The sequence below is a fragment of the Streptomyces sp. NPDC028419 genome (assembly GCF_055565515.1).
Genome location: NZ_JBVHUE010000031.1, coordinates 66,776 through 90,353, shown reverse-complemented (window position 1 = coordinate 90,353; position 23,578 = coordinate 66,776). Strand labels below are relative to the sequence as shown.

Genomic DNA, 23,578 nt, shown 5'->3' with positions numbered 1-23,578 from the left:
AGGGCCGCAGGGAACCGATCCTAGGTAAAGAGTCAGAAGATTCGAACACCGAATACGGACAGGATGAGCGTCAGCACCAGGACGTAGAGGAACGTCGGCACGAGCCAGTGCGGCAGGGCCCGCAGCGGGGACCCGGGCCGGGCCAGGTGCCGCGTGACGTACCAGAACAGCGGGATCATGACCGCCCACACGACCATGCACCAGGGGCACAGGGCGCCGATCACGAACAGGCACTGGCCGATCAGCCACACCGTGAAGACGAAGCCCGCCGCGACCCCGACCCACACCCACCGCCACAGCCAGCGCGGGAAGACCGCCCCGGCGACCAGCGCCAGGCCCAGCGCGGCCAGCGCCGCGAAGCCCGCGATGCCCAGGATCATGTTGGGGAAGCCCAGCAGGTTGCCCTGCCAGGTGGTCATCACGTCGCCGCAGCTCAGGACCGCGTTCATGTTGCAGCCGGGGCTGAAGAGCGGGTCCTCCAGGGTGCGGATGCGGTCGTAGGTCAGCACGCAGGAGGAGAGCGTGCCGATCACGCCGCCGATCAGCATCAGGAAGGGGAGGCCGCGCCGCCGGGCGCCGACCGGTGAGTACTCGGGGGTCATCTTTTCGAGGTTACGAAGGCGGGCCGGGCCGGGGCAGGGCCGTCCGACCCTGATCCACATCCAGACGGAGTGTGGCATATCACCTTTTCCGGACGCCCGGAAGATTCGATCGTCCTCGCCGAGCACGGATGATGGAGGGCATGCACGTCAAGCCCGTCGCCTCGGCGCTCCAATGGGTCCTGGTCACGGGCCGGCGACTCCCCGAGAGCTGGGCCGGCTCGCCCCGCGCGCTCGACGTCCTCACCGCCCTCGGCTGCCTCGCCCTGATGGCGCTCGACCTGCCCGGACTGGCCTCCGAGGACAACTCGCTCAACACCCCGCAGGCCGCCGTGGTGCTCACCCTGGGGGCCGCCACCTTGCTGGCGCGGCGCCGGGCGCCGTGGCTCGCGTACCTCACCGCGCTGCTCTTCATCGGCTGGCTGCACGAGCTGACCCTGATCCAGTTCGCGCTCTACTCGGTCGGTCGCTACCGCGGGCGGCGGTCCGGGATCCTCGCCACCGCCGGCTACGTCCTCTTCGCCTTCGCCCTCTTCAACCTGCCGGGGTGGCCCGAGGACCGGGCGAGCACGCTGAGCGGCTTCCTCAGCCTGGTCATCCCCATCGGCGTGCTGGCCGCCGCCGTCGGCATCGCCGCCTACCGGCACGACCTGGTGCGCGAGCTGGCCGTCCGGCGCGGCGAGGCGGCCGTCTACCAGGCCGTGGAGCAGGAGCGCCGCTCGGTCGCGCGGGACGTGCACGACTTCGTCGGGCGCGAGCTGACCCTGCTGACGGTGCGCTCCGAGGTGCTCTCGATGCGCACGCGCGAGTCGGCGTACGCGAAGGACTTCGAGGAGCTGGCCGACACCGCGCGCCGGGCCCACCTCGTGCTCAACGAGATCATCGTGCAGCGCGGCGAACGGGCCTCCACCCCGGGCGTGGACGGGCTGCCCGAGCTCGCCGACGAGAGCGGCCGGGCCGGATCACCCGTCCGGCTCGTCATGGACCCGCAGGCGCGCTCCCTCTCGCCGCTGCGCCAGGCCGCCGTGTACCGGGTGGTCCAGGAGTGCCTGACGAACGCCGCCAAGCACGCGCGCGGCGAGACGATCGAGGTGTCCATCGGGGTCGACGGCCCGCGGCTGCGGATCGCGGTCAGCAACGGCCTGCCGGTGCGCGGCCCGGTGCGCGCCCCCGTCTCGGCCGGTTCGGGCACGGCGAGCATGGCCGAGCGCGTCCGCAGCCTGGGCGGCACCCTGACCACGACGCGCACGGACGACACCTACCTCGTCGTGGCCACCCTGCCGCGCGGCTGACGCCGCCCGCGCGCGGGCGCTCGATCCCGCGCCGCTACTTCGCCGGGGACAGCAGCGAGTTGAGCGTGTCCATGTCCTCCACGCACTTGCCGGAGCCCAGGGCCACGCAGTCCAGCGGGTTCTCCGCGACGAAGACCGGAATGCCGGTCGCCGAGGCGAGGCGCAGCTCCAGCCCCGGCAGCAGCGCGCCGCCGCCGGTGAGCACGATCCCGTACTCCATCACGTCACCGGACAGCTCGGGCGGGCACTCCTCCAGGGTGGTGCGCACCGCCGCGATGATCGCCTCGACGGGCTCGTCGAGGGCCGAGCGGACGTCGTAGGCCGTCAGCTCCAGGGTCTTGGGCATCCCCGCGACCTTCTCGCGGCCGCGCACGGTGAAGGTGCGCTCCTCCAGCTCCGGGCGGCCCGGGACGGGCCAGGCCGAGCCGATGGCGCACTTGATGTCCTCGGCGGTCCGCTCGCCGATGAGCAGCGAGTGCTCCTTGCGCACGTAGTCGATGATCGCCGCGTCGAGCCGGTCCCCGCCGACCCGCAGCGACTGCGAGGTGACGATCCCGCCCAGCGAGATCACGGCGACCTCGGTGGTGCCCCCGCCGATGTCCACCACCATCGAGCCGCGCGGCTCCGAGACCGGCAGCCCGGCGCCGATCGCCGCCGCCATCGGTTCCTCGATCAGGTGGACGGCCTTGGCCCCCGCCCGGGTCGAGGCGTGGACGATGGCCCGCCGCTCGACCGGGGTGACCCCGGACGGTACGCAGACCACCATGCGGGTGCGCGGCCTGCGGCCCGGCACGGCCTTGCGCACGAAGTGCCGGATCATCTCCTCCGCGGCCTCGTAGTCGCAGATCACGCCGCCCTGGAGCGGGCGGATCGCGGTGATGGAGCCGGGGGTGCGGCCGATGGTCTCCTTGGCTTCCGTACCGACGGCCACGGCCGTCGTGGTCCCCGCCCGGACCGCCACCACGGACGGCTCATTGAGCACGATGCCGTGCCCCCGTGCGTAGACGAGGGTGTTCGCGGTCCCCAGATCTATTCCTATGTCGCGGCTGGATCCTGTCTTATTGCTGCTGGCCTGCGGCATTTGTTCCCCAATCTCCTGCCGCAAGACTCGCATAACGATCTGATCGCCCTTTGCGCCCAAGGTCCCGAAACGCCCGGGCCGAAAGTCCTTCCGCTCCCCGTCCGTAGACTGGGGCCCGTGAGTGAGCAGCAGCCCGAGAGCGACGACCGGCCCGACGAGTTCGACCAGATCGTGGCCGAAGAGACCGACCGCGACCCCGACCTGGCGGTGATCGAGGCCGGCAGCCGCACCCTGCGCGCCCATGGCGGGGCGCCGCAGGGCGACCAGGCCCCCTCCCGCCCCGAGGACCCGGAGGTGGAGCGGGCCCTGCGCGAGGTGGAGCAGGAGCTCGCCGGCCGCTGGGGGGAGACCAAGCTGGAGCCGTCCGTCACGCGCATCGCAGCGCTGATGGACGTCCTGGGGTCGCCGCAGCGCGCGTACCCCTCCATCCACGTCACCGGCACCAACGGCAAGACCAGCACCGCCCGCATGATCGAGGCCCTGCTGGTCGCCTTCGAGCTGCGCACCGGGCGCTACACCAGCCCCCACGTGCAGTCGATCACCGAGCGGATCAGCCTCGACGGGCTGCCGATCGGCCACGAGCGGTTCGTGGAGACCTACCACGACATCAAGCCGTACGTGGAGATGGTCGACGCGGCCGAGGAGTACCGGCTGTCCTTCTTCGAGGTGCTCACCGGGATGGCCTACGCGGCCTTCGCGGACGCCCCCGTCGACGCGGCCGTGGTCGAGGTCGGCATGGGCGGCAGCTGGGACGCCACCAACGTGATCGACGGCTCGGTCGCGGTGATCACCCCGATCAGCCTGGACCACACGGACCGGCTCGGCTCCACTCCCGGCGAGATCGCGCAGGAGAAGGGCGGGATCATCAAGCAGGGCGCCGCCGTGATCCTCGCGCAGCAGCCGGTGGACGCGGCGCAGGTGCTGCTGAAGAAGGCCGTGGAGGTGGACGCGACCGTGGCCCGCGAGGGCATGGAGTTCGGCGTGGTCTCCCGCGAGGTCGCGGTCGGCGGTCAGCACCTGACCCTGCGCGGGCTGGGCGGCGAGTACGAGGACCTCTTCCTGCCGCTGTACGGCGCCCACATGGCCCACAACGCGGCGGTGGCCCTGGCGGCCGTCGAGGCGTTCTTCGGGATCGGCGCCGAGCACGCGCGTCCGCTGGACGTGGACACCGTGCGCAAGGCCTTCGCCTCCGTGTCCTCCCCGGGCCGGATGGAGGTCGTCCGGCGCAGCCCCACGGTGGTGCTGGACGCCGCGCACAACCCGGCGGGCGCCCTGGCCACGGCCGAGGCGGTCACCGAGTCCTTCGGCTTCAGCCGGCTCATCGGTGTGGTCGCCGCGAGCGAGGGCAAGGACGTCAGGGGCGTCCTGGAGGCCTTCGAGCCGATCTTCGCCGAGGTCGTGGTGACCGAGAACACCAGCCACCGGGCGATGGGCGCGGACGAGCTGGCCGCCGTCGCCGTGGAGGTCTTCGGCGCCGAGCGGGTGCAGGTGGAGCCCCGTTTGGACGATGCGCTGGAGGCGGCCATCACCCTGGCGGAGGAAGAGGCCGAATTCGGAGGGGCCGGCGTCCTGGTGACCGGTTCCGTCATCACGGTGGGCGAGGCACGCCTGCTGCTCAAGAGGGGCTGAGGACATGCGCACGCTCTGTGCCAGCACGCTGATCGGCGAGTTCTTCGTGATCGGCTTCGCCGGTCTGGTCGCGATGAAGAACCCGGACCTGACGCAGGCCACGGTCTGGACGGTCTGCGGGGTCACCATGCTGCTGTCGGTGCTGCTGTGCGGGATGCTCTCGCGTCCCGGCGCCGTCCAGATCGGGTGGGCGCTGCAGATCGGGCTGGTCCTGAGCGGGTTCGTCGTTCCGACGATGTTCATCCTCGGTGCGGTGTTCGCGGGCCTGTGGTGGTGTTCCGTGCACTACGGGCGCAAGATCGACGTCATCAAGGCCCGCTGGGCCGCGCAGGCGGAGGCGGCCGCTCCTGACGCTGCGTGACGGGGGCCCGTACGGCCCCTGTAGCCTCGACGCACCGCACCCGTATGCCGCAAGGAGTTAGAACATGACCCAGCGCACTCTCGTCCTGCTCAAGCCCGACGCCGTCCGTCGTGGTCTGATCGGCGAGGTCATCGGCCGGATCGAGCGCAAGGCCGGCTGGACCATCCCCGCGCTGGAGCTGCGGACGCTGGACCAGGAGACCCTGGAGGCGCACTACGGGGAGCACAAGGGCAAGCCCTTCTACGAGCCCCTCATGGGCTTCATGTCCTCCGGTCCGATCGTCGCCCTGGTGGTCGAAGGGGAACGCGTGATCGAGGGTGTCCGCCAGCTGGCCGGACCCACTGACCCGATCGCCGCGGCGCCGGGGTCCATCCGGGGTGACTTCGGCACCATCACCCGGGAGAACCTGATCCACGCCTCGGATTCCGAGGAGTCCGCCGAGCGGGAGCTGAAGCTGTTCTTCCCGGCCCTCTGATGACTCTTTCCTGACGGAACATCAGCCGAATAGCGCTCATGACCTGGGGCGACCGAATTAATTTCGGTCGCCCTTCGGTATTAACAGGTGATCACGGGAACGTATGCGCAGGACGTGACGTCACCACTAGGGGGCGGGTTTCCGTTCCGGCGGGATTGCCGGAGTCCCGTCGCGCGGTGCCCGTACTTGCGGCATTACGATGGGGCCTCCACCCACACACCCACCTCGCCGACCTGACAGCAGCCGCTATCAACTGGAAGGCCAGACGCTCCTCATGGGGAACAAGGGGAACAACATGTCGTTCATCGGCCGTGACATGGCGATCGACCTCGGGACCGCCAACACGCTGGTGTACGTGAGGGGCCGGGGTATCGTCCTGAACGAGCCGTCCGTGGTCGCCATCAACACGAACACCGGTGGCATTCTGGCGGTCGGTTCCGAAGCGAAGAAGATGATCGGGCGCACGCCCGGCAACATCGTCGCCGTACGCCCCCTCAAGGACGGCGTGATCGCCGACTTCGAGATCACCGAGCGCATGCTCCGGTACTTCATCCTCAAGATCCACAAGCGCCGCTACCTGGCCCGTCCGCGCGTCGTGGTCTGCGTACCCTCCGGCATCACGGGAGTGGAGCGGCGCGCCGTCATCGAGGCGTCCACGCAGGCCGGCGCCCGCCAGGTGCACATCATCGAAGAGCCCATGGCCGCCGCCATCGGCTCGGGCCTGCCCGTCCACGAGGCCACCGGCAACATGGTCGTGGACATCGGCGGCGGCACCACCGAGGTCGCCGTCATCTCGCTCGGCGGAATCGTCACGGCGCAGTCCATCCGGGTGGCCGGTGACGAGCTGGACAACGCGATCATCCAGCACATCAAGAAGGAGTACTCGCTCCTCCTCGGCGAGCGCACCGCCGAGCAGATCAAGATCACCATCGGGTCGGCGTACGACCTCGACAAGGACGAGCACACCGAGATCCGCGGCCGCGACCTCGTCTCGGGCCTGCCCAAGACCGTGGTCATCTCCGCGGCCGAGGTGCGCAAGGCCATCGAGGAGCCCGTCAACGCCATCGTCGACGCGGTCAAGACGACCCTGGACAAGTGCCCGCCGGAGCTGTCCGGCGACATCATGGACCGCGGCATCGTCCTCACCGGCGGCGGCGCCCTGCTGCGCGGCCTCGACGAGCGGCTGCGCCGCGAGACCGGCATGCCGATCCACATCGCCGAGGACCCCCTCGACTCGGTCGCGCTCGGATCCGGCAAGTGCGTGGAGGAGTTCGAGGCGCTCCAGCAGGTCCTGGACGCGCAGCCCCGCCGCTGACCCGCCCCGCCGGGCGCCCCTCTGCCAGGGGGCCCACGGGGCGGACGGCCTTGCGGAACACAAGGATCCGCCGTACGGGTGCTGTCGCTCCCGTACGGCGGATCGTTGATATACAGGCAGGGAAATATTTCGACGAGGAAGGCACGGCCGCCGCACGTGAGGGACACACGAGAGAGCCGGCTGCTCCTGGTACTGCTGATCGCCATCGCGTTCGCATTGATCACGGTGGACATCAGAGCGGGCGAGGAGTCACCGGTCGACGGTGCCCGGCAGGCCGCCGCGGCGGTCTTCGGCCCGGTCGAGAAGGGCGTGGCGACCGCGGTGGACCCGGTCGCCAACGCCATAGGGGCGGTGCGCGACTCCGGTGAGCGCCACAACCGCATCACCGTGCTCGAAGGCGAGAACGCCGCGCTCAAGGCCAAGCTGGGCAGCGACGACCGTAACAAGAGCCGGATCCACGAGCTGGACGAGATGCTCAAGCGCGCCGGTTCCGGCCAGTACGGCATCAAGGGCGCCGAGGTCATCGCCATAGGAGCGGCCCAGGGCTTCTCCTGGACCGTGACCATCGACGCCGGCAGCAAGGACGGCATCGAACGCGACATGACCGTCCTCAACGGCGACGGACTCGTCGGCCGGGTCACCACCGTCGGCCCCGACACCGCCACCGTCGTCCTGGCCAACGACCCGGACTTCACGGTGGGCACCCGCCTGGAGAAGACCGGCGAGCTCGGCTTCGCCACCGGCCAGGGCGACCGCGCCCTGTCCGTCCAGATGCTCAACGGCAAGGCCAAGGTCAGCCCCGGCGACCGCCTCGTCACCTTCGGCTCGCGCGGCAACAAGCCCTTCGTGCCCGGCGTCCCGATCGGCGAGGTGGTCAAGGTCGAGCCCTCCCGCGGCGACCTCACCCGCACGATCTGGGTCCGCCCCTACGTCGGCTTCTCCCGCCTCGACATCGTCGGCGTCGTGGTCATGCCGCCCCGTCAGGACCCGCGCGACGCCGTCCTGCCGCCCAAGCCCGAGGGACCCAAGCCGACGCCGACCGTCACCGTCACCGTCGCGCCGTCCCCCAGCGGGTCCGTCAAGCCGGCCGACGAGTAGGAGCCGACCGCCATGCGCTTCAACCGCATCCTGCTCTCCACGACCCTGGTCGTGGTCGCCCTCGTCGTCCAGGTCAGCGTGCTGGGGCGGCTCCAGCTGCCCGGCGCCGTCCCCGACCTGGTCCTGCTCACCGTCGTCGCCCTCGCCCTGGTCTACGGACCGGTCAGCGGAGCCCTGATCGGCTTCAGCGCCGGACTGCTGACCGACCTGGCCCCGCCGGCCGACCACGCCGCCGGCCGCTACGCCCTGGTGCTCTGCCTCACCGGGTACGTCTGCGGGCTGGTGCGGCCCGACACCGGGCGCTTCCGGTCCGCCTGGGGGCCGATGCTCACCGTGGTGGCCGCCGCCGTCGGCTCCACGCTGCTCTACGCGGGCGTGGGCGCCCTCGTCGGCGACACCGCCGCCCGCCACGTCGGGCTGACCGGACTGCTGTTCACCGCGGTCCTCTACGACCTGCTGCTCGCACCCTTCACGGTGCCGTTCCTGATGGCGCTGGCCCGGCGCGCGGAGAACGACCCGATGGCCGTCGAGACGGGCGGCGGCCCGGCGCAGGGCGCCGACGTGGCCTCCGGCTGGCTCTCGGGCGGCACGGGCCTGCGCATCGGCAGCCAGCGCGGCGGTCTGCGGATGAAGACCGCGCGCGGCCGCGCGAACAAGGCCGTGCGCATAAAGGGCGTCAAGGGGGTCAAGGGCGTGAAGAGCGTCAAGGGCGTCAAGAAGCTGTGACGGGGGACCGCGCGTGACCAACATTCCCGAGACCGGCCGCACCCCCCGGGTGCAGATCCGGCTCGTCATCCTCCAGGTGCTCGTCTTCTCGCTGCTGCTGACCCTCGGCGGGCGGCTGTGGTACCTCCAGATCCGCAACGGCGCGGAGTACGCGGACGAGGCCAAGAACAACCACGTCCAGCAGGTCGTCCAGCCCGCCGTGCGCGGGTCGGTCCTCGACGCCCGCGGGGTGGCGCTCGCCGACAACGAGACCCGCCTGGTCGTCTCCGCCAGCCGCACCGAGCTGATGAAGATAAAGGACAAGGGCAAGGACGTCCTGACCCGGCTCGCCGGGGTCCTGGACATGAAGCCGCAGGAGGTCATGGACAAGGTCCGCCTCTGCGACTCCAAGACCCCCCAGCCGTGCTGGAACGGTTCCCCGTACCAGCCGATCCCGGTCACCCTCGAAGCCACCACCCAGCAGGCCCTGCAGATCCGCGAGCGCCCCGAGGACTTCCCCGGCATCACCGCCGAGCCCACCGCCGTACGCCGCTACCCGGCCCCCGGCGGCGCCAACACCGGCCAGGTCCTCGGCTACCTCTCGCCCGTCACCGACAGCGAGATCCAGTCCGCCAAGACCACCAACTCGCCCTTCCTGCGCTCCGACCAGGTCGGCCGCTTCGGCCTGGAACGCACCTACGACAAGGCGCTGCGCGGCAAGTCGGGCGTCACCCGCTACGAGGTCGACAACCTCGGCCGCGTCATCGGCGAGGCCAAGAACGACCCCGCGGTCCCCGGCGCCAATCTGGTCACCAGCATCGACGCCCGGGTCCAGGCGGTCGCCGAGTACGAGCTGAACGCGGCCATGGTCGAGGCCCGCAAGCAGAACGACCGCAACACCGGCGTCAACTACAAGGCCGACGCGGGCGCCGTCGTCGTCCTGGAGTCCAAGACCGGCCGCGTCGTGGCCATGGCCTCCAATCCGACCTACGACCCCAACGTCTGGGTCGGCGGGATCTCCGGCAAGGACTACGCCAAGCTCACCGCCAAGGAGTCCAACGTCCCGCTGATGAACCGGGCGATCCAGGGCCAGGCCGCCCCCGGCTCCATCTTCAAGGTCATCCCGACCGCCGCCGCCGTGAACGCCGGGTACGCCTTCGACGGCAACTACCCCTGCCCCGCCTCGTACTCCATCGGCGGCCAGGTCTTCAAGAACTTCGAGTCCCAGGGCCACGGTTCGATCACCCTCGGCCAGGCCCTGGAGGTCTCCTGCGACACCGTCTTCTACGCTCTCGCCCACCAGCAGTGGCAGAAGGACGGCGCGCTCAAGCCGGTGAAGAACCCGGCGGACATCTTCTACAAGACGGCCCACGAGTTCGGCCTCGGCGCGGAGACCCACGTCGACCTGCCGGGCGAGGAGAAGGGCCGGGTCCCCGACCGCCAGTGGAAGCAGCGGTTCTGGGAGGCCAACAAGGACCAGTGGTGCAAGGTCGGCAAGAAGGGCGGCACCTACATCGAGCTGCTCTCCTACGAGAACTGCCTCGAAGGCAACCTGATGCGCGCCGGTGACTCCGTCAACTACTCGATCGGCCAGGGCGACACCCTCGTCACCCCGATCCAGATGGCCACCATCTACGCGGCCATCTCCAACGGCGGCACCATGTGGAACCCCACCATCGGCAAGGCGATCGTCAGCGCCGACGGCAAGAACGTCCAGGAGATCAAGCCGCAGGCCCACGGCAAGCTGCCGATGGACGAGAAGACCCGGTCGCAGATAAACGATGCGCTGGAGGGCGTCGCCACGCGCGGCACCGCCGCCTGGCGCTTCGGCGGCTGGCCGCAGAAGCAGATCCCGATGCACGCCAAGACCGGCACCGCCGAGGTCTACGGCAAGCAGACGACGTCCTGGTTCGCCACGTACACCGAGGACTACACGATCGTGATGACGATCTCCCAGGGCGGTACCGGTTCCGGTGCCTCCGGTCCCGCCGTGCGCAACATCTACAACGCGATCTACGGCCTCGACATGGCCGGCAAGCAGGACCCCTCCAAGGCCCTGCTGCCGCACCCCGAGAAGGCCCTCCCCACGATCCAGCCCGACGGCTCGATCGACGCGCCCGAGGTCAAGCCCTACGTGCCCCCGAGCCCGACGGAGGCGCCGCCGCCCGCCGCCGGCCCGCCGCGCAGCCCGGGAACCGGGAGGCAGGACTGATGCCCGGACCGAACAGCTTCTCCGTCTCCCGCTACGCCCCCGACCGGGGCGCGATCGGCAAGCTCACCGCCCGGGACTCGATGCTCTGGCGGCTGGACTGGCCGATACTGCTCAGTGCGCTGGCGCTGTCCTTCATCGGCTCGCTGCTGGTGTGGTCGGCCACCCGCAACCGCACCACGCTGAACAACGGGGACCCGTACTACTTCCTCTTCCGGCACGCCATGAACACCGGCATCGGCCTGCTGCTGATGATCGGCACGGTCTGGCTCGGCCACCGCACCCTGCGCGGCGCGGTGCCGATCCTCTACGGGCTCTCGCTGGTCCTGGTCCTGGCCGTGCTCACGCCGCTCGGCGCGACCATCAACGGCGCGCACGCCTGGATCGTCATCGGCGGCGGCTTCTCGCTCCAGCCCTCCGAGTTCTGCAAGATCACCATCATCCTGATCATGGCGATGCTGCTCTCGCACCGGGTGGACGCGGGGGACCTCGACCACCCCGACCACCGCACCGTGGCCAAGGCGCTCTGCCTGGCCGCCGCGCCCATGGGCATCGTCATGCTGATGCCCGACCTCGGCTCGGTCATGGTCATGCTGGTCATCGTGCTCGGGGTGCTGCTGGCCTCCGGGGCCTCCAACCGGTGGGTGCTCGGGCTGCTCGGATCCGGCGCGCTGGGCGCCGTACTCATCTGGCAGCTCGGCATTCTCGACGAGTACCAGATCAACCGCTTCGCGGCCTTCGCGAACCCGGCCCTGGACCCGGCGGGCGTCGGCTACAACACCAACCAGGCCCGGATCGCGATCGGCTCCGGCGGGCTGTTCGGCGAGGGGCTCTTCCACGGCTCCCAGACCACCGGCCAGTTCGTGCCGGAACAGCAGACCGACTTCGTCTTCACCGTGGCGGGGGAGGAGCTGGGCTTCGTCGGGGCCGGGCTGATCCTGGTCCTGCTCGGGGTGGTGCTCTGGCGGGCCTGCATGATCGCCCGTGAGACCACCGAGCTGTACGGGACGATCGTGGCCGCCGGGATCATCGCCTGGTTCGCCTTCCAGGCCTTCGAGAACATCGGCATGACGCTCGGCATCATGCCGGTGGCCGGGCTGCCGCTGCCGTTCGTCTCCTACGGAGGATCGTCGATGTTCGCCGTGTGGGTGGCCATCGGACTGTTGCAGTCGATCAGGGTGCAACGGCCGATGTCGGCCTAGGGAGCCAAGGGGCCGGTCTCGGCCGGATGTGTGGCCGATGCCCGGCCGTCCCCGGCGTTCGCCTTCACTTCGCCTTCCGTTCAGGACTACGTTCGTTGCATGGCGGAGACCAAGCGCGAGGTCGAGCGGAAATTCGAGTTCACGAGCGTCAAGGCGGGACGGCGCGGCGTGCCCGACCTGACCGGCACGGCCGGCATCGCCGCGGTCCTGGACCGGGGCACCGTCGACCTCGACGCGGTCTACTACGACACCCCCGACCAGCGGCTCGCCGCCGACGGCCTGACCCTGCGGCGCAGGACCGGCGGCGAGGACGCCGGCTGGCACCTCAAGCTCCCCGTCTCGCCCGGGGTGCGCGACGAAGTGCGCGCGGGACTCGCCGACGGCGTGCCGCGCGCCCTCACCGCCCTGCTGCGCTCCCGGGTCCGCGACGCGGAGCTCGTCCCGCAGATGCGGCTGCTGTCCTCGCGCAAGGTGCTCCACCTCCTGGACGGCGGGGGAGCGCTGCTCGCGGAGCTGAGCACCGATGCCGTGCGCGCCGAGGGCCACGACACCACCGCCACCTGGACCGAGGTCGAGGTCGAACTCGCCGACGACGTCGACCCCGCCCTGCTCGACGCCGTCGAGAAACGCTTCCGCAAGGCCGGGCTCGCCGTCTCCGCCGCCCCCTCCAAACTCGCCCGCGCCCTCGCCGAGACCGGATCCGCGCCCGGCCCCCGCCCCGGCGCCGCCCCGGCCGACGACACCGCGGGCGCCCACGTCCTCGCGTACCTGCGTGCCCAGCGCGACGCCCTCGTCGCCCAGGACCCGGCCGTCCGGCGCGCACTGCCCGACTCCGTGCACCAGATGCGCGTCGCCACCCGCCGCCTGCGCAGCGCGCTGCGCAGCTACCGCCGCGTCCTCGACCGCGAGCGCACCGACCCGCTCGGCCAGGAGCTGCGCTGGCTCGCCGGCGAGCTCGGCGTCGACCGCGACCAGGAGGTCCTCCTGGAACGCCTGCGCACTCGTCTCGGCGAACTCCCGCAGACCCTGGTGCTCGGCCCCGTCCGCGCCCGCCTGCGGATCTGGAACACCTCCCGCAGCTCCGGCTCCCGGCGCCGCGCCCTCGCCACCCTCGACGGCAAGCGCTACCTCGCCCTGCTCGACGCCCTGGACGCGCTGCTCCAGGACCCGCCGCTGCTCCCGGCCGCCGCGAAGCCGGCCCCACGGGTCCTGCCCAAGGCGGTGCTCGCCGACTACGAACGCCTCTCCGGCCGGATCGGCACGGCGCTCGCCCTCACCCCGGGCGAGGACCGCGACCTGGCCCTGCACGACGCGCGCAAGGCCGCCAAGCGCGCCCGCTACGCGGCGGAAGCCCTCGTACCGGCCCTCGGCGGCCCGGCGAAACGGCTGGCCAAGGCCATGAAGTCGGTCCAGAGCCTGCTCGGCGACCACCAGGACAGCGTGGTCGCCCGCGACGCCCTGCGCGCCCTGGCCGTCCAGGCGAACGGCGCGGGGGAGTCCTCCTTCACCTGGGGGCTGCTGTACGGCCGCGAGGAGGCCCTGGCCGAGCGCCGCGAACGCGAACTCCCCGGCGTCTGGGACGAAGCCTCGGACCCGGACCTCCGGTCCCCGCTGGGCGGTGAGGGACGAGCCGGCCGGTGATCGAGGCGGCAGGGGCCGCCCGTGCCCCGGGGTACGCTTGAGAGTCGCCCCCTGCCCGCTTCACGAAAGTCGCGTGATGACCGAGTCGGTCTTCCCTCAGCTCGAGGCCCTGCTTCCGCACGTCCAGAAGCCGATCCAGTACGTCGGCGGGGAGCTGAACTCCACCGTCAAGAACTGGGACGAATGTGACGTCCGCTGGGCGCTCATGTACCCGGACGCCTACGAGGTCGGACTGCCCAACCAGGGCGTCATGATCCTCTACGAGGTGCTCAACGAGCGCGAGGGCGTCCTCGCCGAGCGCACCTACAGCGTGTGGCCCGACCTCGAAGCGCTGATGCGCGAGCACAAGGTGCCGCAGTTCACCGTCGACTCCCACCGTCCCGTGGGCGCCTTCGACGTGTTCGGCCTGTCCTTCTCCACGGAGCTGGGCTACACCAACATGCTCACGGCACTGGAGCTGGCGGGCATCCCGCTGGAGTCCAAGGACCGTACGATCGACGACCCGATCGTCCTCGCGGGCGGCCACGCGGCCTTCAACCCCGAGCCGATCGCGGACTTCATCGACTGCGCGGTCATCGGCGACGGCGAGCAGGCCGTCCTCGACATGACCGACATCATCCGCGCCTGGAAGGCCGAGGGCCGTCCGGGCGGGCGCGAAGAGGTCCTGCTGCGCCTGGCGAAGACCGGCGGGGTGTACGTGCCGGGCTTCTACGACGTCGAGTACCTCCCGGACGGCCGCATCGCGCGTGTCCTTCCGAACCGCTCCGGCGTTCCGTACCGGGTGTCCAAGCACACGGTCATGGACCTCGACGAGTGGCCCTACCCGAAGCAGCCCCTGGTCCCGCTCGCCGAGACCGTCCACGAGCGCATGTCCGTGGAGATCTTCCGCGGCTGCACCCGCGGCTGCCGTTTCTGCCAGGCCGGCATGATCACGCGTCCCGTACGGGAGCGAAGCATCACCGGCATCGGCGAAATGGTGGAGCGGGGCCTGAAGGCGACCGGCTTCGAAGAGGTCGGCCTGCTCTCGCTGTCGTCCGCGGACCACACCGAGATCGCGGACATCGCCAAGGGCCTGGCGGACCGCTACACGGAGGACAAGGTGGGCCTGTCCCTCCCGTCCACCCGCGTGGACGCGTTCAACGTGGACCTGGCCAACGAGCTGACCCGCAACGGTCGCCGCTCGGGCCTCACCTTCGCCCCCGAGGGCGGCTCCGAGCGCATGCGCAAGGTCATCAACAAGATGGTCTCGGAAGAGGACCTGATCCGCACGGTCGCCACCGCCTACGGCAACGGCTGGCGCCAGGTGAAGCTGTACTTCATGGTCGGCCTGCCGACCGAGACCGACGAGGACGTCCTGCAGATCGGCGACATGGCGGTCAACGTCATCGCCAAGGGCCGCGAGGTCTCCGGGCAGAACGACATCCGCTGCACGGTGTCCATCGGCGGGTTCGTGCCGAAGCCGCACACCCCCTTCCAGTGGGCCCCGCAGCTGTCGGCCGAGGAGACGGACGCGCGCCTGACCAAGCTGCGCGACAAGCTCCGCGGGGACAAGAAGTACGGCCGCTCCATCGGCTTCCGCTACCACGACGGCAAGCCGGGCGTGGTCGAGGGCCTGCTGTCCCGCGGTGACCGCCGCATCGGCGACGTCATCCGCGCCGTCTACGAATCGGGCGGCCGCTTCGACGGCTGGCGCGAGCACTTCTCCTACGACCGCTGGATGCAGGCGGCCGAGAAGACGCTGCCCGCGTACGGCGTGGACGTGGCCTGGTACACGACCCGCGAGCGCACCTACGAGGAGGTCCTGCCCTGGGACCACCTCGACTCCGGTCTCGACAAGGACTGGCTCTGGGAGGACTGGCAGGACGCCCTCGACGAGACCGAGGTCGAGGACTGCCGCTGGACCCCGTGCTTCGACTGCGGCGTCTGCCCGCAGATGGACACCCAGATCCAGATCGGCCCCACGGGCCAGAAGCTGCTGCCGCTGTCGGTCGTGAAGTAGCCGCGACCACCGCCGCGCGATGTGCCCCCCGCCGGGATTCGGCGGGGGGCACTCGCACTCCAGGAAGTGCTCGTCCAGCGGGGGAGCCACCGGGGTTCGATCGACCGGGGCTCCTCCTCCTGTGCAACCGGCGAGGTCACGGGCGCGTACTGTGGGTAGTACGACAGCTGACGGCGACGCGCCCGCACCCGAGATCTCCCCGCACCAGCGGGGGTGAGCCGGAGTAGCGGGCACGGCCGGACGGCCCCACAGACCTCGGGCGGTGCGCGAGAGCGCCCGCCCCGCACAAGGAGAAGAACCACTGGGCAAGCGACAGCCCGAAGGCCCCCCTCCCGCACCGGTGGTACAGCGCATCCGACTGCGCTACACCAAGCGCGGCCGCCTCCGGTTCACCAGCCACCGCGACTTCCAGCGAGCCTTCGAGCGGGCCCTGCGCCGCGCCGAGGTTCCGATGGCCTACTCGGCCGGCTTCACCCCGCACCCCAGGGTCTCGTACGCGAACGCGGCCCCCACCGGGACCGGCAGTGAGGCCGAGTACCTGGAGATCGCCCTCGCCGCACCCCGCGACCCGCAGACGCTGCGCGCCCTGCTCGACGAGTCGATGCCGGCCGGCCTCGACATCGTCGACGCCGTCGAAGCCCGCACCTCGGGCCTCGCGGACCGGCTCACCGCCTCGATCTGGGAACTGCGCCTGGACGGCACGGACCCCGCCGAGGCCGAGCGGGCCGTGGCCCTCTTCCTCGCCGCCGAGACCGTCGAGGTCCAGCGCCGTACGAAGAACGGCATGCGCACCTTCGACACGCGCGGCGCCGTCGTCAGCCTCGACCTGGTCGCGACCTCGGCCGTTCCGGCTGATAGGCCGCTGGACAGTGCTTGTGCGATACTGCGGCTGGTTGTTCGGCATCTGACACCTGCCGTTCGACCCGACGACGTCCTGTCCGGTCTCCGAGCTGTGGCCGACCTGGCGCCGCCGGTCCCCGCAGCGGTGACCAGGCTGGCGCAGGGGCTCTTCGACGAGGAGTCCGGCACGGTGACCGACCCGCTCGCGCCCGACCGCGAGGCCGTCACGGCAGCCACACCCACGGCTGCCGTAGCAGCCGACGCGAAGGCGCCGGAAGGTCCCGCCGCGTAAGGACCGTCGTTGCCGCGCCACCCTGGCATCCGGGATCCACCTGGGTCGGGCAGCGCAAAGACCTGAAGACTTCCGCCAGGCCGTACGGACAAACACGTACGGAACCGGCGGCCTTGGACTAGAGCTCCCGTGTGGCGCACGCGCCCCGGAGGCCGGTTCCGCGTTCATCGCGCGGAGCCGTGCCGGACCGGATGTCAGCCGCGGCGCCCGGGAGCGCGACGGGAGAACCCCGCACATGCTCAACAACGAGAACACCGCCAACGACAACACCGCCGAGGGCAACAGCCCCAGCGACAACCTGCCGCCGCGCAGGCGGCGCCGCGCCGCATCGCGGCCGGCCGGTCCGCCCGGCGCCGTCGTGACCGCCGAGACCCCGGAGGCCGCCCCGGCCCCGGCCGCCGAGCCGGTCGCCGCGCCCGTCGAGGACGCCGCTCCCGCGCCGCGTGCCCGTCGTCGTGCCACCCGCGCCGTGGCCGCTCCGGTCGCCGAGGCCGTCGAGGCCGCTCCGGTCGAGGCCGCCGCGCCCGCCGCCGAGCCGGTCGCCGCACCGGTCGAGGACGCCGCCCCCGCGCCGCGTGCCCGTCGTCGTGCCACCCGCGCCGTGGCCGCTCCGGTCGCCGAGGCCGCCGAGGCCGCTCCGGTCGAGGCCGCCGCGCCCGCCGCCGAGCCGGTCGCCGCGCCCGTCGAGGACGCCGCCCCCGCACCCCGTGCCCGTCGTCGCGCCACCCGCGCGGCCACGGCCCCGGTCGCCGAGCCCGCCGCCGCGGTGGTCGTGGAGACCCCGGCCGCCGAGCCGGTCGCCGCGCCCGTCGAGGACGCCGCTCCCGCACCCCGTGCCCGTCGTCGCGCCACCCGCGCCGTCGCCGCTCCGGTCGCCGAGCCCGCCGCCGCGGTGGTCGTGGAGGCCCCGGCCGCCGAGCCGGTCGCCGCCCCCGTCGCCGAGCCGGTCGAGGACGCCGCTCCCGCGCCGCGTGCCCGTCGTCGCGCCACCCGCGCCGTCGCGGCCCCGGCCGCCCCGGTCGAGGCCCCGCAGGCCGCCGAGCCGGTCGAGGAGCCCAAGGAGCCCGCGGCCAAGGCCGCCGTGACGGTCGCCGACGCCGTGGACTCCCCGAAGGGCCGCGCGCCGCGCCGCCGCGCCACCCGCGCCGCCGCACCGGCCGCCGCCCCGCAGCCCGCGGCCGCACCGGCCGCCGAGCCGCGCGGCCGCCGCGCCGCGCGTCCGGCCGTCGCCGTCTTCCAGGCGCCGGTCTTCGCCGAGCCGATGTTCCAGACCCCCGAGACCGCCGCGATGGCCGCCGCCGCCGCCGCCGCGCGCGTCGCCGACGAGGTCGACGAAGAAGAGGAAGAGTTCGAGTTCGAGGCCGAGGTCGTCGCCCCCGCGCCGGCCCCCGCCGCGCCCGCCGCCGGCCGTCGCCGTCGCCGCCGCGGTGGCGCCGTGGCCCCCGAGCAGGCCGCCGAGCCCGCCCACGTGCCCGCGCCGCAGGCCGACGCCCCGCTCTCCGTCGAGTCCGTGCTGGACGAGGAGGCCGAGGCCGCGGAGCTGGAGGTCGACGAGGACGACGAGTCGGGCGACCGCCCGTCGCGCCGCCGCCGCCGGGGTGGCCGTCGCCGCCGCCGCGGCGAGTCCGCCGACCTCGACGAGTCCGCCGAGGAGGAGTCCGAGGAGGGCGAGGAGGCCGCTGCCGAGCAGGAGGCCGACGAGGACGCCGGGTCCGAGGACGCCGGCTCCGAGGACGACGACGAGAACGGGCCGGCCGGCTCCAGCTCCAGCCGTCGCCGCCGTCGCCGCCGCCGTCGCAGCGGTGACTCCGGTGCCGAGGGCGAAGCCGCCGACGACGAGGGCGTCCGTACGGTCGTCAAGGTCCGCGAGCCCCGCCCGGCCCGCGAGCGCAGCGAGTCCACCTCCTCCGACGAGGTCCAGTCCATCAAGGGCTCGACCCGCCTGGAGGCCAAGAAGCAGCGCCGCCGCGAAGGCCGCGAGCAGGGCCGCCGCCGCGTCCCGATCATCACCGAGGCCGAGTTCCTGGCCCGCCGCGAGGCCGTCGAGCGCGTGATGGTCGTCCGCCAGAGCGGCGAGCGCACCCAGATCGGCGTCCTCGAGGACAACGTGCTCGTCGAGCACTACGTCAACAAGGAAGAAGCCACCTCGTACGTCGGCAACGTCTACCTGGGCAAGGTCCAGAACGTGCTGCCGTCGATGGAGGCCGCGTTCATCGACATCGGCAAGGGCCGCAACGCGGTCCTGTACGCCGGCGAGGTCAACTTCGAAGCGCTGGGCATGGCCAACGGCCCGCGCCGCATCGAGGCCGCCCTCAAGTCCGGCCAGTCGGTCCTGGTGCAGGTCACCAAGGACCCGATCGGCCACAAGGGCGCCCGCCTGACCAGCCAGGTCTCGCTGCCCGGCCGCTACCTCGTCTACGTGCCCGAGGGCTCGATGACCGGGATCAGCCGCAAGCTGCCCGACACCGAGCGCGCGCGCCTGAAGACCATCCTCAAGAAGATCGTCCCCGAGGACGCGGGCGTCATCGTGCGCACGGCGGCCGAGGGTGCGAGCGAGGACGAGCTGCGTCGCGACGTCGAGCGCCTGCAGGCCCAGTGGGAGGACATCCAGAAGAAGTCGAAGATGATCTCGACCTCTTCGCCGAGCCTCCTGTACGGCGAGCCGGACATGACCGTCCGCGTCGTCCGCGACATCTTCAACGAGGACTTCTCGAAGGTCATCGTCAGCGGTGACAGCGCCTGGGAGACCATCCACGGCTACGTGAACCACGTGGCCCCGGACCTCTCCGACCGGCTCTCGCGCTGGACCTCCGAGGTCGACGTCTTCGCGACGTACCGGATCGACGAGCAGCTCGCCAAGGCGCTCGACCGCAAGGTGTGGCTGCCCTCCGGCGGCTCCCTGGTGATCGACAAGACCGAAGCGATGATCGTCATCGACGTCAACACCGGCAAGTTCACCGGTCAGGGCGGCAACCTCGAAGAGACCGTCACCAGGAACAACCTGGAGGCGGCCGAGGAGATCGTGCGCCAGCTGCGGCTGCGCGACCTCGGCGGCATCGTCGTCATCGACTTCATCGACATGGTCCTGGAGTCCAACCGGGACCTGGTCCTGCGGCGCATGCTGGAGTGCCTGGGCCGTGACCGCACGAAGCACCAGGTCGCCGAGGTCACCTCGCTCGGCCTCGTGCAGATGACCCGCAAGCGGGTGGGCCAGGGCCTGCTGGAGTCCTTCTCCGAGACCTGCGTCCACTGCAACGGGCGCGGCGTGATCGTGCACATGGAGCAGCCGACGGCCATCGGCGGCGGTGGCAACGGCAAGCGCGCCAAGAAGCGTGCGGGCCGCGCCGGCGAGCACGAGCACGACCACGAGCAGTACGGCGACGCGCACGCCGACGTCGACACCGACGCCGACGCCGACGCGGAGCAGGTGGAGACCGAGGCGGAGCTGGCGGCCGAGGTCGCCGCGCCGCGCGCCCTGCCGGAGCCCGCCTTCGTCCCCGACGAGGAGCTGTACAGCAGCCCGGGCGAGGCCGAGGCCGCGGCGGGCATCAGCGGCCGCCGCAACCGTCGCCGCGCCACCCGCAAGGCGACCGCTCCGGCGGGCGCCCCGCGCGGCGCGGACCGGTCCGACCGGGCTCCGGTCCAGGCCGCTCCGGCCCCGGCACCGGCCCCCGTGGCCGAGGTCGTCGCCGAGCCGGTCGCCGAGCCGGTCGCCGAGCCGGTCGCCCCGCCGGTCGTCGTCGAGGCGGAGCCGGTGGCCCCGGCCGCCGCGGTCGCCGAGGTCGTCGCCGAGCCGGTCGAGGAGGCCGCTCCGCAGGGCCGTACGCGCCGCCGCGCCACCCGCAAGGCCACCGCCCCGGTGGGCGCCCCCAAGACGGCCGAGGCCGTCCAGGAGGCCCCCGCGCCGGAGCCGGTCGCCGAGCCGGTCGCCGAAGCCGTGGCGGACGCCGCCCCGGCGCGCCCGCGCCGTCGGGCGACCCGCAAGGCCACCGCGCCCGCCGGTTCTCCGGCCGGTTCGGCGGACGCCGCGATCGTCGTGGTCGCCACCGCGGCGGAGGAGGCCCCGGCCGCCGAAGCCCCGGTCGCCGAGCCCGTCGTGGAGACCGAGGCCAAGGCTCCGGCCGAGGCCGAGGTCGAGGCGCCCGCTCCGGCCAAGAAGGCGGTCCGCAAGACGGCCGCCAAGAAGGCCCCGGCCAAGAAGGCGACCGCCGCCAAGAAGACCACGGCGACGGCTGCCAAGAAGACGGTCGCGAAGAAGGCGACCGCGAAGAAGACCGTGAAGAAGGCGGCGACGAAGAAGACCGCGGCGGCGGAGCAGCAGACGCTCCCGTCCGTCTCGGCTCCGGCCACCGAAGCCTGATCCACACCGGTCCGTGGGCCCCGCCGTCCGGCGGGGCCCACGGCCGTGCGGGGCCCGGTTTGACCCCCGAACGGGGGCCCCGTAACCTAGACCGTCGGCGTGTCTCAGGACGCGCCGCGCTCCTGAGCACCTCCCTCCCGTCGCGTGCGCGCATGCGCCGCACCGGGAGAGGCCGCTCGTCCAATCCGGATCTGTACGGGCCCCGGCCCGTCTGAGCGGCTGGCTTCAGGAGCATCCGCCCCGAGTGAGAGAGAGATCCGCGTGTACGCCATCGTGCGCAGCGGTGGTCGCCAGCACAAGGTTGCTGTCGGCGACATCGTTGAGGTTGACAAGATTTCCACTGCCAAGGTTGGCGACACGGTCGAGCTCTCGACCCTGCTCGTCGTCGACGGCGAAGCCGTTACCAGCGACCCGTGGGTCCTGGCCGGCATCAAGGTCACGGCCGAGATTGTGGATCACCACAAGGGCGCCAAGATCGACATCCTGCGGTACAAGAACAAGACCGGCTACCGCCGTCGCCAGGGTCACCGTCAGCAGTACACGGCGATCAAGGTCACCGGTATCCCCGCGGCTGCGAAGTAAGAGGGACTGAGACATGGCACACAAGAAGGGCGCATCTTCCACCCGGAACGGGCGCGACTCCAATGCCCAGCGGCTCGGCGTGAAGCGCTTCGGCGGTCAGGTCGTTTCCGCTGGTGAGATCCTCGTCCGCCAGCGCGGCACGCACTTCCACCCCGGCGCGGGCGTCGGCCGTGGCGGCGACGACACGCTGTTCGCGCTGCAGGCCGGTGCCGTCGAGTTCGGCACCCACCGCGGCCGCAAGGTCGTCAACATCGTTCCGGCCGCCTGATCCAGCTCCTGCTGATCTGAAGCGTTCGTAACACCCCGAGGGCGGATCTCAACTCTTCCCGGCGGAAGCCGGGAAGAGAGGTCCGCCCTCGGCGCGTTGTCACATAGACACGTTTAATGGGCAGCAAGGCCTGCCCGGGACATTCCCGTATGTATCTGGAGGAACACCCATGACCACCTTCGTGGACCGCGTCGAGCTGCACGTCGCCGCGGGTAACGGGGGCCACGGCTGCGCCTCCGTTCACCGGGAGAAGTTCAAGCCGCTCGGCGGCCCCGACGGCGGCAACGGCGGCCGTGGCGGCGACGTGATCCTGGTGGTGGAGCAGGCGGTCACCACCCTGCTGGACTACCACCACAGCCCCCACCGCAAGGCCACCAACGGGCAGCCCGGCGCCGGCGACAACCGCTCCGGCAAGGACGGCCAGGACCTGATCCTGCCGGTCCCGGACGGCACCGTCGTCCTCGACAAGGAGGGCAACGTCCTCGCCGACCTCGTCGGCCAGGGCACCACCTACGTCGCGGCCGAAGGCGGTCGCGGCGGCCTCGGCAACGCCGCGCTGTCCTCCGCCCGGCGCAAGGCCCCCGGCTTCGCCCTGCTCGGCGTCCCCGGCACCGGTGGCGACGTCATCCTGGAGCTGAAGACCGTCGCCGACGTGGCGCTCGTCGGCTTCCCGAGCGCGGGCAAGTCCTCGCTCATCTCGGTGCTCTCCGCGGCCAAGCCGAAGATCGCCGACTACCCCTTCACCACCCTGGTCCCCAACCTCGGCGTGGTCACCGCGGGCTCGACGGTCTACACGATCGCCGACGTCCCGGGCCTGATCCCGGGCGCCAGCCAGGGCCGCGGCCTCGGCCTGGAGTTCCTGCGCCACGTCGAGCGCTGCTCGATCCTCGTGCACGTGCTGGACACCGCCACGCTGGAGGTCGACCGCGACCCGCTCGCCGACCTCGACGCCATCGAGAACGAGCTCAAGCTCTACGGCGGCGGCCTGGAGAAGCGCCCGCGCCTCGTCGTCCTGAACAAGATCGACATCCCGGATGGCCAGGAACTCGCCGACATGGTCCGCCCGGACCTGGAGGCCCGCGGCTACAAGGTCTTCGAGGTCTCCGCGGTCGCCCGCACGGGCCTCAAGGAGCTGTCGTACTTCCTGGCCGAGGTCATCGCCAAGGCCCGCGCCCGCAAGCCCAAGGAAGAGGCGACCCGCGTCGTCATCCGCCCGAAGGCCGTGGACGACTCCGGCTTCACGATCACCTACGACGAGGTCGAGGACGTCTACAACGTCCGCGGCGAGAAGCCCGAGCGCTGGGTCCGCCAGACCGACTTCAACAACGACGAGGCCGTCGGCTACCTCGCCGACCGCCTCAACCGCCTCGGCGTCGAGGACGCGCTGCGCAAGGCCGGCGCCCGCGCCGGTGACGGCGTCGCGATCGGTTCCGACGCGAACTCGGTCGTCTTCGACTGGGAGCCGACCATGATGGCCGGCGCCGAGATGCTGGGCCGTCGTGGCGAGGACCACCGCCTGGAGGCCCCGCGCCCGGCGGCGACCCGCCGCCGCGACCGCGAGGCCGAGCGAGGCGACGTGGCGCAGCAGGAGTACGACGAGTTCCGCCAGAACCAGACCGGCGGCTGACAC

General features: G+C 71.8%; 18 protein-coding genes. 16 read left to right on the top strand and 2 right to left on the bottom strand.

The features are described from left to right. Positions 1-32: 32 nt before the first annotated feature. Positions 33-602, bottom strand: a complete 570-nt coding sequence (locus ACZ4UB_RS30315) for a vitamin K epoxide reductase family protein (RefSeq protein ID WP_354380249.1) — start codon at positions 600-602, stop codon at positions 33-35. A gap of 140 nt (positions 603-742) precedes the next feature. On the opposite strand from ACZ4UB_RS30315, the gene ACZ4UB_RS30310 reads away from it, so the two are divergent. Further along, positions 743-1,891 carry a sensor histidine kinase gene (locus ACZ4UB_RS30310; RefSeq protein WP_468075025.1) on the top strand — a complete coding sequence of 383 codons (1,149 nt, stop codon included), beginning with the start codon at positions 743-745 and terminating at the stop codon, positions 1,889-1,891. Positions 1,892-1,925: 34 nt separating this feature from the next. On the opposite strand, the gene ACZ4UB_RS30305 is transcribed toward ACZ4UB_RS30310, so the two are convergent. After that, the gene (locus tag ACZ4UB_RS30305; RefSeq protein WP_468075023.1) at positions 1,926-2,972 is read right to left on the bottom strand and encodes a rod shape-determining protein; all 1,047 of its coding nucleotides are present in this window, start codon (positions 2,970-2,972) and stop codon (positions 1,926-1,928) included. Positions 2,973-3,089: 117 nt separating this feature from the next. Here ACZ4UB_RS30305 and folC point away from each other — a divergent pair, with 117 nt between their 5' ends. The 15 genes from folC to obgE all read left to right on the top strand — a co-directional run bounded on the left by folC (position 3,090) and on the right by obgE (position 23,575). Continuing rightward, complete coding sequence (gene folC / locus ACZ4UB_RS30300; RefSeq protein ID WP_468075021.1) at positions 3,090-4,601, top strand: bifunctional tetrahydrofolate synthase/dihydrofolate synthase; 1,512 nt, start codon at positions 3,090-3,092, stop codon at positions 4,599-4,601. A gap of 4 nt (positions 4,602-4,605) precedes the next feature. Then, positions 4,606-4,962, top strand: coding sequence for a DUF4233 domain-containing protein (locus ACZ4UB_RS30295; RefSeq protein ID WP_354380245.1), 357 nt, complete (start codon positions 4,606-4,608; stop codon positions 4,960-4,962). Between the two features lie 64 nt (positions 4,963-5,026). Then, the gene (gene ndk / locus ACZ4UB_RS30290; RefSeq protein ID WP_354380244.1) at positions 5,027-5,437 is read left to right on the top strand and encodes a nucleoside-diphosphate kinase; all 411 of its coding nucleotides are present in this window, start codon (positions 5,027-5,029) and stop codon (positions 5,435-5,437) included. Positions 5,438-5,732: 295 nt separating this feature from the next. Next, on the top strand, positions 5,733-6,752 hold the full coding sequence (locus tag ACZ4UB_RS30285; RefSeq protein WP_008738981.1) for a rod shape-determining protein: 1,020 nt from the start codon (positions 5,733-5,735) through the stop codon (positions 6,750-6,752). Between the two features lie 156 nt (positions 6,753-6,908). Then, on the top strand, positions 6,909-7,850 hold the full coding sequence (gene mreC / locus ACZ4UB_RS30280) for a rod shape-determining protein MreC (RefSeq protein ID WP_468075018.1): 942 nt from the start codon (positions 6,909-6,911) through the stop codon (positions 7,848-7,850). Between the two features lie 12 nt (positions 7,851-7,862). Further along, on the top strand, positions 7,863-8,576 hold the full coding sequence (gene mreD, locus ACZ4UB_RS30275; RefSeq protein WP_468075016.1) for a rod shape-determining protein MreD: 714 nt from the start codon (positions 7,863-7,865) through the stop codon (positions 8,574-8,576). 13 nt (positions 8,577-8,589) lie between these two features. Next, positions 8,590-10,767: a penicillin-binding protein 2 gene (mrdA, locus tag ACZ4UB_RS30270; RefSeq protein WP_468075014.1), complete on the top strand. Its 2,178-nt coding sequence runs from the start codon at positions 8,590-8,592 to the stop codon at positions 10,765-10,767. Further along, positions 10,767-11,966 carry a rod shape-determining protein RodA gene (gene rodA / locus ACZ4UB_RS30265; RefSeq protein ID WP_468075012.1) on the top strand — a complete coding sequence of 400 codons (1,200 nt, stop codon included), beginning with the start codon at positions 10,767-10,769 and terminating at the stop codon, positions 11,964-11,966. Before mrdA ends, rodA begins: the two co-directional genes overlap by 1 nt. Before the next feature lie 99 nt (positions 11,967-12,065). Beyond that, positions 12,066-13,607, top strand: coding sequence for a CYTH and CHAD domain-containing protein (locus tag ACZ4UB_RS30260; RefSeq protein ID WP_468075010.1), 1,542 nt, complete (start codon positions 12,066-12,068; stop codon positions 13,605-13,607). Between the two features lie 73 nt (positions 13,608-13,680). Next, positions 13,681-15,606, top strand: coding sequence for a TIGR03960 family B12-binding radical SAM protein (locus ACZ4UB_RS30255; RefSeq protein WP_468075008.1), 1,926 nt, complete (start codon positions 13,681-13,683; stop codon positions 15,604-15,606). Between the two features lie 340 nt (positions 15,607-15,946). Next, entirely contained in the window at positions 15,947-16,738 is a 792-nt protein-coding gene (locus ACZ4UB_RS30250) for a TIGR03936 family radical SAM-associated protein (protein WP_468075006.1), read from the top strand. A 235-nt stretch (positions 16,739-16,973) separates the two neighbouring features. Further along, positions 16,974-21,098: an Rne/Rng family ribonuclease gene (locus ACZ4UB_RS30245; RefSeq protein WP_468075004.1), complete on the top strand. Its 4,125-nt coding sequence runs from the start codon at positions 16,974-16,976 to the stop codon at positions 21,096-21,098. A 261-nt stretch (positions 21,099-21,359) separates the two neighbouring features. Next, positions 21,360-21,680 carry a 50S ribosomal protein L21 gene (rplU, locus tag ACZ4UB_RS30240; protein WP_030384677.1) on the top strand — a complete coding sequence of 107 codons (321 nt, stop codon included), beginning with the start codon at positions 21,360-21,362 and terminating at the stop codon, positions 21,678-21,680. 13 nt (positions 21,681-21,693) lie between these two features. Then, positions 21,694-21,948: a 50S ribosomal protein L27 gene (rpmA, locus tag ACZ4UB_RS30235; protein ID WP_069920265.1), complete on the top strand. Its 255-nt coding sequence runs from the start codon at positions 21,694-21,696 to the stop codon at positions 21,946-21,948. Between the two features lie 169 nt (positions 21,949-22,117). Further along, on the top strand, positions 22,118-23,575 hold the full coding sequence (gene obgE / locus ACZ4UB_RS30230; protein ID WP_467956836.1) for a GTPase ObgE: 1,458 nt from the start codon (positions 22,118-22,120) through the stop codon (positions 23,573-23,575). The last annotated feature ends 3 nt before the right edge of the window (positions 23,576-23,578 follow it).